The 19252-nt window shown below is 33.8% G+C and carries 13 protein-coding genes and 1 tRNA gene; 7 read left to right on the top strand and 7 right to left on the bottom strand.

Annotated elements, in window-relative coordinates; translation table 11 throughout:
* Positions 1-83 precede the first annotated feature (83 nt).
* Genes KF816_09665 through KF816_09680 form a run of 4 tightly spaced genes read right to left on the bottom strand, consistent with a single transcriptional unit; the run spans position 84 to position 6875 of the window.
* Positions 84-1496, bottom strand: a complete 1413-nt coding sequence (locus KF816_09665; GenBank protein MBX3008281.1) for an HD domain-containing protein — start codon at positions 1494-1496, stop codon at positions 84-86.
* Entirely contained in the window at positions 1489-3690 is a 2202-nt protein-coding gene (locus KF816_09670) for a hypothetical protein (GenBank protein ID MBX3008282.1), read from the bottom strand. The genes KF816_09665 and KF816_09670 overlap by 8 nt, the downstream gene beginning before the upstream one ends.
* A gap of 1 nt (position 3691) precedes the next feature.
* A complete protein-coding gene (gene murA / locus KF816_09675) occupies positions 3692-4957 on the bottom strand; it encodes a UDP-N-acetylglucosamine 1-carboxyvinyltransferase (GenBank protein MBX3008283.1) in 1266 nt (421 codons plus the stop codon).
* A 10-nt stretch (positions 4958-4967) separates the two neighbouring features.
* Positions 4968-6875, bottom strand: a complete 1908-nt coding sequence (locus KF816_09680) for a protein kinase (protein MBX3008284.1) — start codon at positions 6873-6875, stop codon at positions 4968-4970.
* A gap of 136 nt (positions 6876-7011) precedes the next feature.
* Between KF816_09680 and KF816_09685 the strand changes: the two genes are divergently transcribed.
* The 6 genes from KF816_09685 to KF816_09710 all read left to right on the top strand — a co-directional run bounded on the left by KF816_09685 (position 7012) and on the right by KF816_09710 (position 15262).
* Positions 7012-7094: transfer RNA gene (locus KF816_09685), tRNA-Leu, on the top strand.
* A gap of 31 nt (positions 7095-7125) precedes the next feature.
* Positions 7126-8424: a trigger factor gene (gene tig / locus KF816_09690; GenBank protein ID MBX3008285.1), complete on the top strand. Its 1299-nt coding sequence runs from the start codon at positions 7126-7128 to the stop codon at positions 8422-8424.
* Between the two features lie 59 nt (positions 8425-8483).
* Positions 8484-9083: an ATP-dependent Clp endopeptidase proteolytic subunit ClpP gene (clpP, locus tag KF816_09695; GenBank protein ID MBX3008286.1), complete on the top strand. Its 600-nt coding sequence runs from the start codon at positions 8484-8486 to the stop codon at positions 9081-9083.
* A 55-nt stretch (positions 9084-9138) separates the two neighbouring features.
* On the top strand, positions 9139-11277 hold the full coding sequence (locus KF816_09700; GenBank protein ID MBX3008287.1) for a S9 family peptidase: 2139 nt from the start codon (positions 9139-9141) through the stop codon (positions 11275-11277).
* An 88-nt stretch (positions 11278-11365) separates the two neighbouring features.
* Positions 11366-13714 carry a response regulator gene (locus tag KF816_09705; GenBank protein ID MBX3008288.1) on the top strand — a complete coding sequence of 783 codons (2349 nt, stop codon included), beginning with the start codon at positions 11366-11368 and terminating at the stop codon, positions 13712-13714.
* A 90-nt stretch (positions 13715-13804) separates the two neighbouring features.
* Positions 13805-15262: a glutamate--tRNA ligase gene (locus tag KF816_09710; protein MBX3008289.1), complete on the top strand. Its 1458-nt coding sequence runs from the start codon at positions 13805-13807 to the stop codon at positions 15260-15262.
* Here the strand turns inward: KF816_09710 and KF816_09715 are convergent.
* Entirely contained in the window at positions 15254-16417 is a 1164-nt protein-coding gene (locus KF816_09715) for a PAS domain S-box protein (GenBank protein ID MBX3008290.1), read from the bottom strand. The genes KF816_09710 and KF816_09715 overlap by 9 nt on opposite strands.
* 119 nt (positions 16418-16536) lie before the next feature.
* Between KF816_09715 and KF816_09720 the strand changes: the two genes are divergently transcribed.
* On the top strand, positions 16537-16992 hold the full coding sequence (locus KF816_09720; protein MBX3008291.1) for an SRPBCC family protein: 456 nt from the start codon (positions 16537-16539) through the stop codon (positions 16990-16992).
* Position 16993: 1 nt separating this feature from the next.
* Here KF816_09720 and KF816_09725 read toward each other — a convergent pair whose 3' ends face one another.
* The gene (locus KF816_09725) at positions 16994-18685 is read right to left on the bottom strand and encodes a glutamine--tRNA ligase/YqeY domain fusion protein (GenBank protein MBX3008292.1); all 1692 of its coding nucleotides are present in this window, start codon (positions 18683-18685) and stop codon (positions 16994-16996) included.
* Between the two features lie 101 nt (positions 18686-18786).
* Complete coding sequence (locus KF816_09730; protein MBX3008293.1) at positions 18787-19161, bottom strand: response regulator; 375 nt, start codon at positions 19159-19161, stop codon at positions 18787-18789.
* Between the last annotated feature and the right edge of the window lie 91 nt (positions 19162-19252).

Genomic DNA, 19252 nt, shown 5'->3' on the forward strand with positions numbered 1-19252 from the left:
ATCTCCTTTTAGAGTACTTTTTATAATTCTGTTTATTATGACGATGTTTAATAGATAAAAGTTACAGCAAATTTAGTTTATTTTTAATCCTTAAGAAATTCATCTTTAATAGATAAGAAATAATTATATGCTTCTTCGTAATTGTTTCCAATTTTTCCATCAAGTATTGCTTCTTCAATAACTTTTTTTATTTCTCCTACTTTGCGACTTGGTTGAATATTACAGACTTTCATTATTTCTTCACCACGCACAGGAGATTGGAACGCTCTTAATTTATCTTTCTCTAATACATCTCTAACCTTCGCCATCACTATTTCATAATTTTCCAGATACCGATTTACTTTGGCTGGATTTTTACTTGTAATATCGGCACGGCATAAGGTAATTAAATCATCAAGATCTTCATCAGCCTCAACAATCAACCTTCTTATTGCCGAATCAGTCACCTGCTCATCAACAAGAGCAATCGGACGTAAATGCAATCTGATTAATTTTTGAATATAACTTAATTTATTGAGTGGAAGTTTAAGCCGATGAAATATTTCTTTCATCAACCTTGCGCCAAGTTCTTCATGCCCATGAAATGTCCAACCTATTTCCTCAACAAATTTCTTTGTATGTGGTTTCGCTATATCATGCACCAATGCCGCGAATCGAAGCCATAAATTATCGCTTACCTCGGCAGTATTATCCACCACAATCATTGTATGATAGAAAACATCTTTATGATGAAACTCATTTCGTTGATCAACACCGGCCATATTAGATAACTCAGGGAATACATTTTGCATTACCCCACTTTCATGAAGAAGTTTTAAACCAATTGATGGTTTAGGGGAAAGTAGAATTTTCATAAACTCATCAGTGATTCTTTCTTGGGAGACAATTTTTAGTCGACCACTCATTTTTGATGCAGCGCTAAATGTTTTTTCATCAATCTTAAAATTAAGTTGTGAAGCAAATCGAAACGCCCGCATAATTCTTAAAGGATCATCCTCAAATGTTATTTCCGGATCGAGTGGAGTTCGGATAATCCCATCTTCGATATCTTTAATTCCATCGTACTTATTAACTATTTGACCGATTGATTCGTTATTAAGAGAAAGTGCTAAAGTATTAATTGTAAAATCTCTTCTATCGAGATCATCATCCAACGTACCTTTGGTAACAATTGGTTTTCTACTTTCTCTATTATAGGATTCTTTACGTGCACCAACAAATTCCAGTGAATAGCCTGAATAATTAAATTGTGCAGTTCCGAAATTTTTAAAAATAGATATCTCTTTAATCCCCATAATTGCCGCCAATTGTTCAGCAAATTGTGGTCCATCCCCAATCACTAAGAAATCCAACTCAAATTTATTTCTATCAAGAATAATATCTCTTACAAATCCGCCTACTATATAAATAGATTCATTTCTTTCCTCAGCCAATTTTGTAATCTGCGCCAAGAAGCTGAGGTTTTGTAATGTATCAGTAATCTTTTTTTCAATCATCATATTTTATATTTACTTCTTCGGAATTATTTACAAACCAATTTACTTTTTTAAGATTTTCTCTGAAATAAGGTTCCATATTTTCGTCATTCAATTCAAAACTTCTAACTGCCAATTTTTGAGCCTTTAGATATTCCCCCTTTTTAAGATAGTATTCTGAAGCTTTCATGAAAGTGAAAGCGGTATTAATATCACTAATATTAATTTTTAAGAGTATATCATAATAATCTGTTGAGTGATTATTTCCAGTACTACTTTCTAATAATTCTAATATGTGAATTGGATTCGATTCTTTGTTTATCATTGTCGATAGATACGATTCTTTTTCTTCGTCGGTAAGTTCAAAATAATTTTTTAATTCACTATTCGATATTTTCAAAAGAGATAACCTTCTTTCCAGGGCAACATTAAATTGAATATGAACATTAGCTTCTAGCAATTCATTATAAAATACAACAGCTTTATCCCAATTATCGTTCATTATTAGGAGATCAGAGTAAATTAATTTTAATCGAAAATAAGATTGATGATTGAGGAACTTCGGCAGTTCTTTCTCCAGAATATTTTTGGCTCTTTGATAATCTTTTATTTTTATCAATGATGATATCATCCCCTGCAATGAATTCGAAGAACCGGAATATTTATAAACACGATTAAACATGAGAAATGCGTTGTTGTAATCTTTTTGATTAAATAAATTCCAGCCCTGTTGAATATCGGAAGCCGCGCTTCTTACACAAAACTTTTTGAAAATAGTATTTCCACCAAAATATAGCTGTGCTTTCGATTTGTTTATTTCAAATCGGGATGAATCAAGAAAAGCATAATATTTTTTTTCTAACTCCGAAATTGAGATTCCAATTTTTCGATCAAAATCACCTGACCGATAGCCTGCAATAACCCTTTCTGTACCATATTTTTCAACTAAAAATTTGATAAAGGAACCAGCTGTTATATAACTGATCCCAGAGTATGTACCAAAGAAATTAAAACTTTCGAATAATTCTGTTAATTTCTGGTTGTATCCACTTTTTTTTGCCAAAAATGAAAGTTGATGAATACTTGTGATGTCATCAGATTCATCAAAAGCCATTGCGTAACCCTCTATTACTGCGGGGTTCAAATCAGAAGTTACACCAAAAATAGGATTTCCAAATTCGCTGAGTATTATGTGGACTAATTCATGTCTAAGTGAACTTTCTAAAGTCTCAAACGAAACATACGTCTCCCGTAGCCAAGGTTTAGCAACATTGGCATTTCTCGAACCGAATAACTTTTCTTTTTCATAAATATCTTTGTAGATATATGATCTTATAACGTCTCTTCTTTTAAATTTTATTTCATTCAAAAGACTTTCATAATAATATTCATGCAGCATGCCTACATATTTTTTTTCAGCTTCCACTAAATTTTTTGAAGTATATATTTCAAAATGCTTTGTAACTATTTTAGTACTTAATTTATCTGTTAATACATCACGACTTGTTGTAAATCCTAAATTTGGTTTTGAAAGCATGAATATTATCTGAAGAAATATCAATATTGCTGCTAAGTTAATTTTATTTCGCTTAGATGAAGGGTAAAGTTTGATGAATAAAATTATGCTAAGCACAAACACCAGATTAAATAAACGATAGGAGACCAGTTTATTCGATACCATGACAAATTCATCATAAATAGTACCGGGGAAATAGCCAACTATCACATTATAAAAGTAAACAATTGGGAGGAAGTAAAATTCAACTAGAGTGTGGAAGCAAATCGACAAAAAAAAGATTATGAACAAAATGATTGGGTGCCTCTCCCAAAAATAATATGATAACAACCCGAAAACTGTTCCAAAATAGAACGCGGGAATTGATACTACTAAATAGAATAACATTCCATGACTAAATGGGCATTCCGAAAATAGTATTGTACTTATAAAGCCTAATAGAAGCGGTAAAAGGGGTATTGTAATAAATAGTAGCTTCTCCCCCATTAGAACTTCAAAATATTTTTTACCACTATTTTTTATTTTGTATACGAATAGAAAACCGCCAATCACAAATAAAATTAAAGAATTTGCAAATGCGTATTCATAACTAAGATGATTTGTCAGCGGGAGATTCAATAAGATTATTTCGGCAAGAAATAAAACAGAAATGAGAACTAACTGGTAATTTGCCCCCAATAAAAAAATTCTTTTGAACAATTTAATATTCCGAAGTTTTTACTCGTTCAATATCTGCACCCAAAGTCCTCAGCTTTTCTTCAATTTTTTCATAACCTCTATCTAGGTGGTAAATTCTTAGAACCTCGGTAATGCCTTCAGCTGCTAAACCGGCTAATACTAGCGATGCGCTTGCTCGTAAATCGGTCGACATTACTTTAGCGCCCTTTAATTTCTTTACCCCCTTGACTAAAGCTATATTGTTTTTCATTTCAATATCGGCGCCTAAGCGTACTAATTCCGGAACATGATTAAATCTATCGAGATAAATTGTATCTGTAATAGATGCTGATCCACTTGCTAAACTCATTAACGCAACCCATTGAGCCTGCATATCCGTTGGGAATCCCGGGAATACCGATGTGATCACATCAACTGAATTCAAGCCACTATTTGATGAGTCTAACTCAACAAAATCATTTTTATAATTTAACTTTATGCCGGTTTCTTCTAATTTTATTAGTACAGCTTGAAGATGAGATGGAATACTATTTGTGATTTTTACTTTGCCTTTAGTGATTGCTGCGGCCACTAATATTGTTCCCGCCTCTATTCTATCTGGAATATTTTCAATAGACGAAGCTTTTAATTCATCCACTCCCTCAATCTCGAGAGTAGTAGAATTTATGCCGTTGATTTTCGCCCCCATCATGCTAAGATATTCTGCTAAGACAATTATTTCCGGTTCAATTGCGGCATTAGTGATAATAGTTGAACCTTTAGCAAGCACTGCGGCCATCAACGCGTTTCCAGTTGCGCCAACCGAAGAAACATCAAAATGAATTTTAGAACCATGAAGTTTATCGGCTTTCGCAATAATGTAACCTTCATCTATTGTTATTTCAGCACCCAATTTTTTCATTGCTTCGATATGAAGATTGATTGGACGGGGACCCCAGGCGCATCCGCCCGGTAAAGACACTTTGGCGTAACCATACTTAGCTAATAAAGGACCTAAAACATAGACCGAAGCGCGCATTTTTTTAACATGCTCGTAAGGTGCTGTTTGACTAATTATATTGTGATTATCAATAACTAAATTGTGGTCATTAAATGTTATTTCCGCTCCAAGCTGACCAAGCAATTTCCCCATGGTAAAAATATCATTCACTTCAGGAGTATTATCTATTATATTTTTTCCATTATTTAATAGAGTAGCAGGCATAAGGGCTAATGCTGAATTCTTTGCCCCGCTAATACGAACTTCCCCATTCAGTACTTTTCCCCCTTGAATTACAAACTTATCCAAAACCACCTCTTTATTGAATTTTAAACATCATGCCATTAACGCCGCAAAGAAAAACTCTATTCCCTCGTGTAAGCGCAATACCTTTCATGTTAGAATATATTTGTGAGTCTATTGAATTCCAAGTTTCACCCTTATCTTTTGTTAAAAGTAAATTACCCCGGTTACCAAGCACTAAGGCAAAACCCTCCGATAAAAATTTAACTTTTTGGAATGCTCCAATATTACTTTTTACAACTACTTTCTCCCAACTTTGCCCATAATTTGTGGAACGGAATATTGTACCATCTCCACCAACAATTAATCCGTACCCTCTATTGTTCACGTCAATCGATTTGAGATAATTATCCGTCTGGATCAAGTTAACCCGAGTCCAAGTTTCTCCAGCATCTGTTGTAGAAAGTAAAGTTCCATTCCATCCAACGGCAAAGCCTCTGTTGGGATCAAAAAAAGATAAATCAAAAATAACTTGATTGGTGTTAGCATTTACTCTGTACCATGAATTTCCAGAATCTTCTGTTTTTAAAATCAATCCTTTGTTACCGGTAATAAAACCGGTTGATTCATTAATAAATTTAATACTAAAAAAAGTATAACCTTTTTCAACCGGAAGAATTGAAACAGTGCTGAATTGGTCATCAGAAATAATTATTGAAGATGAATCACCAATAGCTATTCCCCTTCCATTTCTTAATAGTGTGATATCGTTTAAAGTTACACTTACACCACTAAACTGACTTTGCCATGTATTCCCGCTGTCTCTTGAAATAATTATTGTTCCCGAATCCCCCACGGCTGTAGCAAAAACCGCACTGCCAAAGTAAATAGAGTTTAGATTGTTTTTAATATCTGTAGGTATTTTCACTATTTCGGAAAATTTAAATCTACTCTCATCATTATCAAACAGAGTTTGAATTGAATATTTTTTAAAGTTATCAATTGAATTACTTTTCAGTAATGAATCCACCTGTAAGTATGCAAAATAGGCTAATCCAATTAATGCTAATACAATTCCAACATAAGCTAATATTGAGAAAGCCTTATAGGTTTTAGTTTTTTCCTCATCTTTCTTAAAATAACCCGTTTGGTACTTTGCAACATTTTTATCTAATTCCTGCATTTCCAAATACATTTCTTCGCAGCTATTGAAACGGTCATTTGGATTTTTCTCAAGCGAACGCTTCACAATTTTATTCAAGAGATCCGGTACATTTTGAATTTTCTCGGAGATGAGAGGAGGTGTTTTCTTTAAGTGACTATCCATTACCTCATATTCACTCTGATAATCGAACGGAGGGGCACCGGTTACCATTTCGAATGCTGTACATCCAATTGAATAAATATCACTTCGATGAGTTACTTCAAGTCCCTTTACTTGTTCGGGACTCATATAATAAACTGTGCCTACTTTTGAGCCAGTTTTAGTTAAGCTGTTATCAAATAAAGATTTCGAAATTCCAAAATCCATTATTTTGGTAACGCCTTCTTTGTTTAGTATGATGTTGGAAGGTTTTATATCCCGATGAACAAAACCTTTTGTGTGGGCATACCCAATTCCTAATAAAAGCTGTTTCATAATATAAAGTAGATCACTGATATTGAATCTACCCTGCCGTTCAATAACTTTTTCGAGACTTTCCCCCTCAACATACTCCATTACAATACCAAGTAAATCTTCATATTCTATAAATCCATAAACAGTAACAATATTTGGATGAGAAAGTTTTGCCTGGTTTTTGGCTTCTCTTTTAAATCTTTCAATAAAACGCTCTTTATCGTGAGAAGTTGAATTTAACATCTTTATGGCAACATATCGGTCAAGTTTGGTATCGTAGGCTTTGTAAACAATACCCATACCACCCTTTCCAAGCACAGAAACGACTCTATAGTTTTCTATCACCTTGCCAATAAGATTTTCCATCTTTACCCGATTAATTTAACTTAATTAATATAAGAAATAATTTTTTCTTGATTAAAAACATTCAAGGACTGATGTAAATATAAACATTTCTTGATTTTAGCGAATGTTTAACATAATTTTGCGTCCCACTATGTTTGCGAGTGTGGCGGAATTGGCAGACGCGCTAGACTTAGGATCTAGTGCCCAACAGGCGTGGGGGTTCGAGTCCCCCCTCTCGCACAATTTTTATAATTTAATTTTAGAGGATTGTTTGGACGTTAAAGTAAATCAAATCTCCGACTCAAAGCAAGAAGTTGAAATTAATCTCGAATACAATGAAATCCAACCTGAAATTCAAGATGCTTACAAGGAAGAAAGCAAAAAAATCCAAGTAGATGGTTTTAGAAAAGGTAAAGCTCCTATGGGTATAATTAAAAAATTATACGGGGAAGCTATTGAGTATAAAGCCAGCGAAAAAATTGCTACTAAAAAATTTTGGGATGCGGTCGATCAAGAAAATTTGAAACCAATAAGCACTCCATCTTTAATTGATATTAATTTTGAACCAGGTAAAGCTTTATCATTCAAAGTATCTTTTGATATTAAACCTATACTAAATATCAAGGATTATAAAGGACTCGAAATTGAGAAACCTGTATTCAAGCTTAAAGATGAGGATGTGGAAAAAGAATTAAATTACCTGCTTAAACCTTATCTAGTATACCAAGAAGTCGATACTGTCGAAGATTCTTCATGCAAATTGACAGTTAATCTCTCAAAACTAGATGCTGATGGTAATGTTGCAGAGGCTCCCGCTTCCGAAAATATGCAAATAGATTTGAGTGATGAAAAGGTAAATCCGATTATTGTGGAAAATTCAAAAGGTAAAAAAGTAGGTGAGTCATTCAATTTTGATTTCGTGGATGAACATTATCATGGTGAGGAACTGCATAAAGAAGAGTTTCATTACTCTGTTTTAATAAATAAAATTGAAAAAGCAGTCGAGAGTAATATTTCAGAAGATATCATCAAAAAAGTATCTGCCAATAAATCAACTACAATGGATGAACTACGTGAACAACTCCGAACTAATTTAATAGATTATCAAACCCGTCAATCTGATGAAATTTACATTAACACACTATTGAACGATATAGTTAAAAATAATGAGTTTACTCCCCCTTCAGGATTTGTTGAGACAGTTCACAAAAGACTGATAGATGTTGAAATTGAAAATGCTAAGCGTTACAAGGTTAAAAATCCGGATGAAAAAGCTATCTCCGACTACTTAAAGCCAAGAGCCGAATGGAACGCTAAGTGGCAAATTATTATGGAGAATATCGCCGGTCTCGAAAATATAACCATCTCCGATGCCGAATTAGAAGAAGAAGCTAAAAAAGAATCCGAAAAAACCGGCATATCTGTACCTAAGCTTATTAAATTCTATAAAGATTCTAATCGTACAGAGGTACTTCTTGAGGAGAAGGTTATTCAATTCTTAAAAGAAAATAATACCGCTAAAGAAGTTGATGCCGAAGAAAAATTAAAAGAAAAGAAAGGTAAATCATGATTCGTACCGAAATCCCAACCTTTACCCAGTTAGAAAAGAAATTTGAAATTTATAATCAACTGGTTCCTTATGTTATTGAACAAACAGGCCGCGGCGAAAGAGGAATGGATATTTTTTCTCGATTATTGAGAGAAAGAATAATTTTTTTAGGAACCGCTGTTGATGACCATATCGCTAGCCTAATTATTGCACAGCTTTTATTTCTTGAAGCTGAAGATCCGGAGAAGGATATAAATCTTTACATAAATTCACCCGGCGGAAGTGTTTCTGCTGGTTTAGCAATTTATGATACTATGACGTACATCCGCTCTAAAGTTTCAACTATTTGCGTTGGTTTAGCGGCTAGCATGGGAGCAGTATTGTTAGCCGGCGGCGAAAGTGGTAAGAGAACTTCACTTCCCCATTCAAAAATTATGATTCACCAACCATGGATTGGCGGATTACAAGGTCAAACAACCGATATTGAAATCCACGCTAAAGAGATGATAAAAACTCGAGACACTATTTATAATATATTAGCTTCTCATACCGGTAAATCATTCGAACAGATTTCGAAGGATTGCGATAGAGATTATTATTTAACTGCAGAAGAAGCCGTTGAGTATAAATTGATTGATAATATATTGGTACATCGAGCAAATCCCACAACAAAAAAATAAGATCTTCTTAAGGGGGCTTCAAGCCCCTTTTTTTATAACTATTGGAGTTTACAATATGCAAAAATTCAAATTTTCTCTACTAGTTTTTTTCATCCTTACCTCTTCCATATTGCCACAAAACAAATTACTAACCATAGACGATGTTGTGCTTGGCGGACAACGTTTAATACCGAAAAATCTTCGCCAACTTTCATGGCAGCCCGGCTCAAACCGTTATACTTGGGTTGAAGGTTCTGCAATTCTTTCGTCTGATCTAAAATCGGCGGGTATTGATACAGCCTTAACACTGAAAAAATTGAATGACCAGTTAAAAAATAAATCTCAAAACAATATAGGAGTTATTCCCTCTTTTACTTGGATTGCTAAGGGCCAGATTGGATTCTGGAATAGTTCAATATTTAATATTTATGACCTTGAAAAATCAGATGTAACAAAAATTATCATTTTACCAAAGGAGTCAGACAATAAAGTTATCTCCCCGAAATTCAATTACGCTGCATTCACAAAGCTCAATAATTTATTTATAATGAAAGATGGTAACGAAATCCCAGTTACCAATGATGCAGACTCAAATATTGTAAATGGTCAATCTGTGCATCGTAATGAGTTTGGCATTGATGGAGGGATATTTTGGTCACCAAATGAAAACTACGTTGCATTTTACAGAATGGATGAATCGATGGTAACAGATTATCCATTAGTGGAAATCCAACCCACTCCGGCAAAACTTAAAAACATAAAATATCCAATGGCTGGTCAAATGAGTCACCATGTTACTGTTGGAATATATGATCTTAAAAACAACAAAACAGTATGGTTAAATACCGGGGAGCCAAAAGAACAATATTTAACAAATATCTCATGGTCACCTGATGAGAAGTATATATTTATTGCCCACCTCAACCGGGATCAGAATCATATGGAATTAAAAAGATATGATGTTTTCAGTGGGAATTATATTTCTACCTTATTTGAGGAAAAGCATGAAAAATATGTTGAGCCTGAAAATCCTATGATATTTTTACCCAATTCCAATGATTTGTATTTATGGTTTTCAGAGAGAGACGGCTGGAAGCATTTATATCTATATTCTCTAAAAAATGGTTTTATTAAACAACTTACGAAAGGCACATGGGATGTCACTAGATTTGAAGGATTCGATAAGGAAGGTAAAAATATTTTTATAAGTTGTACTAAAGATAGTCCCATTGAAAGACATGCTTATAAAATCAATATTGAAAAAAATTCAGTAACTAAACTTACCGATGGCGCTGGAGTTCATTCAATAGTGATCAACCAAGAAACCGGCTATTACTTAGATTCTTATACCAACTCTGAAACGCCAAGGATTATTAATCTAAAAGATAATAAGGGAAAACTTCTTAGAAATGTTCTGAAAGCCGATAATTCATTAAAGGATTACGCAATTGGCGATACAAGAATTTTTTCAATTAAAAGTGATGAGGGAATTGAATTGTACTGTAGAATGATACTGCCGTATGATTTTGATGAATCAAGAAAATATCCGGTAGTTTTCTACGTTTATGGTGGTCCACACGCTCAAGAAGTTTTGAATGTTTTTGGTGTAAATCGTTATTATCTCTGGAGTCATTTTATGGCTCAAAAAGGATTTATAGTATTTACACTTGATAATCGTGGGTCAGCAAATCGTGGACTCGAATTTGAACAAGCAACGTTTCGTAAGCTTGGCACAGTGGAAGTAAAGGATCAACTCACCGGTTTACAGTATTTAAAATCTCTTCCTTTTATCGATCAAAACAGAGTTGGTGTTTTTGGATGGAGTTATGGCGGATTTATGGCAACTTCATTACTCACAAGAACCGATGGTGCATTTAAAGTAGGAGTTGGTGGCGGTGCTGTAATAGATTGGAAATATTATGAAGTTATGTACACAGAGAGATATATGGATACACCGCAAACTAATCCAGAGGGGTACGAAGAAGCAAATCTTTTAAATCATGCAAAAAACTTAAATGGTAAACTCTTACTTGTACATGGGACCAGCGATCCAACAGTAGTATGGCAGAATACGCTCGCTTTCGCTAAAAAATGTACCGAACTTAATAAAGATTTAGACTACTATCCTTTCATAGGACATGGGCATGGAGTTGGTGGAAGAGATGCAGTAAATTTATATACAAAGATATCTCAATATTTCTTGGACAACTTATAGCTTGAAAATTAATTTTGTGAAGTGAAACACTAATGGTTTCAAGTATATAATAAAATATTTATCTTGCAACAAAAAATATGGGTATAGTGTGAGCAAAAGTAAACTTGATATCTATGAAGGGCTGGCAAAAATTTCACTTGATGCAACTCAAGGCTCCAAATCTGCAATTGAAAATTTGTGCAATTTTTTAGTTGAGGAATTTGAGCTCGTTTCCTCTGCCCTATTTCTAGTTGATAAAAATAATTCATTATTGCTTATTGGCAAATCCACCGGTGCTTTAAATAATTTAGAATTAGGTGCCGTTCACTCTTGTAAGAATTGTCAAAGTCTAATTGGCTCAAACCCATTTATATTAGAAGCTTCCGCAAATTGCACCCTACCAATTTCGATTCAAGGAAATCATGAGGGTTGCGCTCTTATAAATATTTCATCTACCCAGAATGCGCTTGTAAAAATATCTAAACAAAGTGCCGTTAGTTCTAGTGAGAAAATAGCCCTTGAAAAATCATTACCCTTAATTGGCATTATTATTAATCAATGGCTCATATCAAAAGGAAATGCAGAGGGTAAATCAGGTTTGTTTGCAAATACAGTATCAGAAACACTTGCAGAACTTAAAACCTATTCAAATTCAATAATTGGTTACACAACAATAATTGCTAACGAAAACTTGAATTCGTCTCAATCAGAATATATTACCTCAGTAAAAAGAAATGCGCAAAATTTATTATTAAGTGTTAACGATTTAAATGAGCTCTCTAAACTTGAGCAAGGTTCTTCACCAATTAATTTAAAACTGGTTAATATCGCTCAGAGCACTAAAGAAATTACAGAGTTGTTTAAAGGTAGATTAGCCGCTAAAAAAATTGATTTTGATATTTCCATTTCTCCGGAAGTTGATAAACAGATCAGTGTTGACGATCAGAAATTAAGATATGTATTAACCAGTCTTCTTTTTATTTCTTACACAGTTACCCATCAAGGTGTAATTAGTTTAAAGGTTTCATCGGCTAAAAATAAAATCCGGTTCCAAATAACTGATTCTGGCAAAACTTTTTCTAGTGAAACTATTGAGAAATTTTTTGAACCATTTAGTCTATTAAAACTTGATGAGTTTAAAAACTCAAGTTTGACCGGATTAACACTATCCTTAGTTAAAAAGTACATTTCATTACTTGGGGGAGAAATATCTGTAACAAGTTCAAGCGGAAAAGGAAATTCATTAACTTTTACAATTGCCGATGAAGCAGTATCTGAAATAGAAAACAGCATTGCTCAATTGCCTAAACCAACATCAATTAATAAAGTTTTGGTTATTGAGGATGATTACGCTACATCAAAACTGCTCAGTAATTATTTAACTAAGTGGGGATATTATCCGGTAATTGTAGCTGATGAAAATCAGACATTCGAAATAATTGAAACCCAGCAGTTACTGGCCATAATTCTTGATATCGAATTACCAAATGTTAATGGTCTTGAATTTCTAAAGCGAATTAGAGAATACCCCAGAGCTAAGAATGTTCCGGTAATTGTATGCTCTATTGAACCGGAGAAACAAAAAGCATTTTTAATGGGTGCCGTTGAGTACTTTGTTAAACCAATCAATTACAACTTTTTAGTAGAGGTTTTGACAAGTTATAAATTGCGGAAAAATTCAAATATTCTTTGTGTGGATGATGATCTCCCAACCCTTAATTTAATAAAACAAGCTATTGAATCTGTCGGATTTGTTGCTGTTGCCGAGAATATATCAGCAAATGTAATGGATAATATAAAAGATGTTGATATCGACCTAGCTATAATTGATTTAGATATGCCCACTCTCAGCGGATTTGAATTAATTAAACTTCTTAAATCAGAAAGAAGATATGCCAACCTTCCAATTATAATCTATACCGGCAAAGAAAATTATGCCGAGGACTTGAAAAAAATTGAGGGATTGTTTGATGATCTGCTGGATAAACGCTCAACTAATATTGAAAATTTGGCTGATGTAATTAATTCGATGATTAACCGATACGAAACTCCCCCGCCGGTTGAGGATGTAATAAGCAAAGATGATGTAATCAAAATTTTATTGGCAGAAGATTATAAACATTCCCAAATTATTGTTACCCGATTATTGAAGAAAAATGGGTTCGAGAATGTAATTGTTGTTGAGAATGGGGAAGACGCCGTAAATATGGCTAAGAAAGAAAAATTCAATTTGATACTGATGGATATGCAGATGCCGATTATGAATGGTTTTGAAGCTACTGAAAGAATTAGAGCGATGGCTGAATATAAAGATGTACCGGTAATTGCGCTTACAGCATTCGCGATGAAAGGTGACCGGGAAAAATGTCTTGAAGCCGGTGCAACCGATTATATACCAAAGCCTATTGACAGTAAAGAATTTATTGAGAAAGTAAAATACTATACCAATACTCTATAAAATGAATAATCAATTTTCTGAACGTCATTTCAATCCTTTATTTGGATTAAGAAATGGCGTTTGTTTTTATGATAAACTAAAAAGTTAAATATTATGTCAGAACAAATACGAGTCCGTTTTGCTCCGAGTCCAACTGGTTACCTTCATGTTGGTGGATTGCGCACCGCATTATATAATTATCTTTTCGCTAAAAAGAATAATGGTAAGTTTATTCTGCGAATTGAGGATACCGATAGAAATAGATATGTGGAAGGCGCAGTTGAAAATCTGTTGGAAGCGCTCAAGTGGTCGGGATTAATCTACGATGAAGGTCCTGATATTGGAGGTGATGTTGGTCCATATATTCAATCTCAAAGGCTCGATATCTACCAAAAATATGCAAATGAACTCATTGAAAATGGAAATGCTTATTACTGTTTTTGCACTCCGGAGCGACTTCAAGCGTTGAGAGAAGAACAGGAAAAACAAAAACTTCCTCAATTAAAATATGATAAACATTGCTTAAAACTAACCAAGGCAGAAATAGAATCTAATATTGCAGCAAAAATTCCTTACACAATAAGATTAAATGTGGTTGGTAATAAACATATTGTATTTGATGATATAATACGAAACCGAGTTGAATTTGACAGTTCCAATATTGACGATCAAGTATTGATTAAAAGTGATGGATACCCAACTTACCATTTGGCCAATATCGTTGATGATTATTTAATGGGAATTACCCATGTAATTAGAGGTGAGGAATGGCTTTCATCAACCCCGAAACATGTTTTACTATATGATGCGCTTGGATGGAGAAGACCAATATTCGCTCATCTACCCCTGCTGCTTAACCCAGATAAATCAAAATTAAGCAAAAGGCAAGGCGATGTTGCTGTTGAAGACTATAGGGATAAAGGTTATTTACGAGATGCACTCATAAATTTTGTGGCTCTATTGGGTTGGAACGCCGGTGATGATAAAGAATTCTATAAAATAGATGAGCTTATTGAAGCATTCTCTTTGGAAAGAGTTAATAAATCGGGCGCGGTTTTCGATCTTCAAAAATTAAACTGGTTAAACGCCGAACATTTACGAAAGTTGGAAGATTCAGAAATCCTAACATTGCTTCGCAAAGAGATTCTCAATTCTAAATTCTCAACTCTCAGTTTAACAGATGATTATTTACTACTAATTATTTCGGCGATGAAAGAGAGAGTTGCTTTTATTAAAGAGTTCATAACTACATGCCCCTATTTTTACGAAACACCGAGTGAGTATGAACAGAAATCGTTTGAAAAAAACTGGACCCCTCAGACCCCGGATCAATTAAATATATTTATTGAAGAGGTTCAGAAGTTTGAAATACCTACCAAAACTGATTACGAAACAGCTTTATCATTAACCGCTGAAAAGTTGAATATCGGGAAGGGAAAGTTAATTCACCCACTTCGACTTGCAGTATCGGGACAAAGTACGGGACCGGGAATGTTCGATCTTTTATTCATTTTAGGTAAAGAAGAAATAATTAACCGTATTAATGCAGCTATAAAAAAATTAAGCTGATTCTTTTCCAAATGGATAAATAACTGGATAGGATACTGTGAATGTAGTCCCTTTTTCTCGATCTGAGTAAAAGGATAGAGTTCCACCAAGATATTTCTCAGTAAGCAATTTCATACTATAAATGCCTAATCCCCGTCCGGCTCCTTTTGTTGAAACTGTCCTGGTAAATAGCTGAGATTGAATTTCTTCTGGGATAAATGAACTGTTTGCAACAGAAAATGAGATCATCCCATTATCTTTAAATGATTTTATAAGAATTATCGCCTCCTCTGATGAAGCCTCTACCGCATTCTTAATCATATTACCAAGTACTCTTCCAATTAGAGTTTCATCGCTTTCAAATTCATCATCTGTGCTTTGAGAATCAATTTTAATTTTTTTACTACCTAACTGCTCGGAATGAATGAAGGCATCAAATAATTTTGAGATGAGTCCAAGTGAACTGATAGTTGTGATATTAGGTTTTATACTGGTCTTCTCATTTGACACTAAATGCCGGTGGGTTAAAATTTCATTGATAATTCTTTTTGTTAAGTTACTCAATACTAAAAATAAATCTTTTCTCTCCTCATCACTAATTGACTCCCCTTCAATTAAATCCAGCACACTGTTCATGCTTCCTGTAGTATTTAAAATATCATGAAAAAATATTCGCTCAATCTGTTTTCTTTCGCTTATATCCTCAAATATTCCAACTCCGCCAACAATCTTGCCATCCTCAAGTTTAATTGGAGCAAAATTTACCCTTACGGGAGTAATCATTCCGCTATTCTTGGTTTGAAATTCTCCTTCATAATGTCCGATTGAACCTGCGAGTGAATTCTCAATTGCTGAGACCATATGAAAATCAAGTATGTCGAGCAGTTTTGTACCAATAAGTTTTGTCTCGGGAATATCGGTCAGCTTGGCAAAATTTTCATTAAATCCGCTTATTATTTTATCAGAATCAAAATGAATAATACCCAATGGTACATTGGTGAAAAGCATTCTATACTTCTCTTCACTCTCCTTTAAAGCGTGTTGAGCTTTTTTTAATTCTGAGGCAGCCAATTCAAGCAAATCAAGTTCTTTGAAGGCATCCGGAAAATTTGGACCTGGTTCCAGAATACTCTTTCTTTTATTGGCTAATTCTTCTGCTCTGTTTTTATTGTTCATCTTTGCTTAACTAATTTATTGATAAAAATAGCATATCTTTATTAACCATCTCAACCTTAAACATTTTTGAATTGTGCAGGAACTAATCTATTTAATTATAAGTTTAGCAAAATAAAAACATGCACACATTCAAAGTAAACCAAGAAATAAACGCTTCAATTTCAGAAGCTTGGGATTTTTTTTCTTCTCCCGAAAATCTACAGAAGATTACTCCTAATCATATGGAATTTCGGATATTATCCGATATTAAAGGTATAAAAATGTTCCCCGGTATGATAATAGAGTACATCGTTAAACCCCTATTTGGAATCCCTATGAAATGGGTTACAGAAATTACTCACGTTGAAAATCATAAATATTTTATTGATGAACAGCGTTTTGGTCCCTATAAGTTTTGGCATCATTTACACAGATTCAATATTGTTGATGATAAGCTCATTATGGAAGATATTCTTCATTATAAACTTCCATTCGGTTTTTTAGGAGTATTGATTAATCGACTTTTTGTAAGAAAACAGATCGAGCAAATATTCTCATACCGTAAAAGAACAGTCGATAAAATATTCAACTCATAAATTATTTGTGCTGCTTAGCCCAACTGTCTTTCAAAGTAACAGTCCTGTTAAATACCATTTTACCATTTTGGGAATATTTCGAATCGACACAAAAATATCCTAATCTTTCAAATTGGAATCTGTCAATAACTTTAGCATTCTCTAATGATTTTTCCAGCTTTGCATTTGAAATTATTTCGAGTGAATTAGGATTGATTTTTGAGAGCCAATCCTCCTCAGCTCCGGGATTTTCTACAGTAAACAATCTTTCATATAATCTAACTTCAGCCTCAAATGAATTTTGAGAGGATACCCAGTGAATCACACCTTTAACTTTTTTGGTACTTGTACCAACGCCACTTTTTGTTTCCGGATCGTATGTGCATCGAAGCTCGATGATATTCCCCTCATTATCTTTTATTACTTCTTCGCATTTAATTATGTATGCGTAACGTAATCTTACTTCTCCCCCCGGGATTAATCTATGAAATCCCTTTGGCGGATTTTCCAAAAAATCAGATTTTTCTATAAATATTTCTTTACTAAATAATAGATTTCTTTTGCCCGCTTCTAGATTTTCCGGATTATTGATTGCTTCAAGTTCTTCTGAATGCCCCTCTGGATAATTTGTAATCACAATTTTTAAAGGATTTAACACTGCCATAACCCGATTAGCATTTTTATTTAAGTCTTCTCGAATTGAATACTCCAGGAGAGCAATGTCAGTTAACGCGTCACGTTTAGCTACGCCAATAATATCGGCAAAATTAATTATTGATTCGGAAGTATATCCTCTTCTTCTATAACCGGAAATTGTAGGCATTCTGGGATCATCCCAACCGTCAACATATTTTTCCTGAACAAGTTGTAACAATCTTCTCTTGCTCATTACGGTATAAGTTAAATTTAATCGGGCAAATTCTATCTGTTGTGGATGATAAACGCCTAACTGCTCTAAATACCAATCATATAATGGTCGGTGATTCTCAAATTCGAGTGTGCATATTGAATGAGTGATTCCCTCAATAGAATCCTCATTGCCGTGCGCCCAATCGTAAGTTGGATAGATACACCATTTGTTTCCTTGACGGTGATGTTCAGCATGAACAATTCGGTACATTATTGGGTCACGCATATTAAAATTTGGGGAAGCCATATCAATTTTGGCACGTAATGTTTTTGATCCATTTGGAAATTCCCCTGCTTTCATTCTCTCAAATAAGTCAAGATTTTCTTCAACCGATCGATTTCTAAAAGGACTATCTTTTCCCGGTTCAGTTAAGGTACCTCTAGTCGATCTTATTTCATCGGCATTTAAATCGCAGACGTAAGCTTTTCCTTTTTTAATAAGATCAACTGCCCATTGATACATCTGGTCAAAATAGTCTGAGGCATATAAAACTCTATCCTCAAAATTTGCGCCCAGCCATTTAACATCCTCAATTATTGAATCTACATATTCCTGTTCTTCTTTTTCGGGGTTGGTATCATCGAACCTTAAATTAAATTTACCATCATAATCTTTTGCAACACCATAATTCAGGCAGATAGATTTTGCATGTCCTATATGCAGATATCCATTGGGTTCGGGGGGGAATCTAGTTGTAACCGGTTTATCTCCCCATTTTCCGCTACGTAAATCTTCATCAATAATTTCATAGATAAAGTTTTTTGGCTTTCTTTCTAATTTCGAGTTATCCTTGGTTTCGTCCATCACTATACTATAATAGTTTGAAAATTGTGTTGGTCAAGATAAAGAATTGGCTGTGCAAATTCATTTACAATTTTAATTACTGTACGCACTTTAGGAGATATTTATTTGAGATGTTTCTTAATTCGTGGTACTAATTCAGAAATCGCCCTTGAATCTTTAATGATAAAATCAGCGGCTCCTTGAGCTAATCTCTCAACAACTTTCAGTTTATCATTGATAGTAGTAAAAAAGATCACCGGAATGTGTTTGATATCATCCAAACTTTTTAATTCTTTTAAAATTGTAAATCCATCTTTGACTGGCATATCATTATCAAGCAAAATAATATCGGGTTTAATCCTTTGAACTTCTTGTACGACATTAGCCCCATTTTCAAAATGAGTAACATCAAATCCAGCGTTTAATAAAACAAATCGTACCGATGTAGAAATTGATTTGCTATCTTCGGCGTAGACTACCTTATATTTCTTTTCCACTTTTTCTATTTCTAATTGTCAATTTATGCTCTTATAATCGGTTAAAAGTATTTTTTTTTTAGTGCTATCCACTAAAAATTTATTAAAATTA

The organism is Melioribacteraceae bacterium (assembly GCA_019638015.1).
Taxonomy (GTDB): domain Bacteria; phylum Bacteroidota; class Ignavibacteria; order Ignavibacteriales; family Melioribacteraceae; genus JAHBUP01.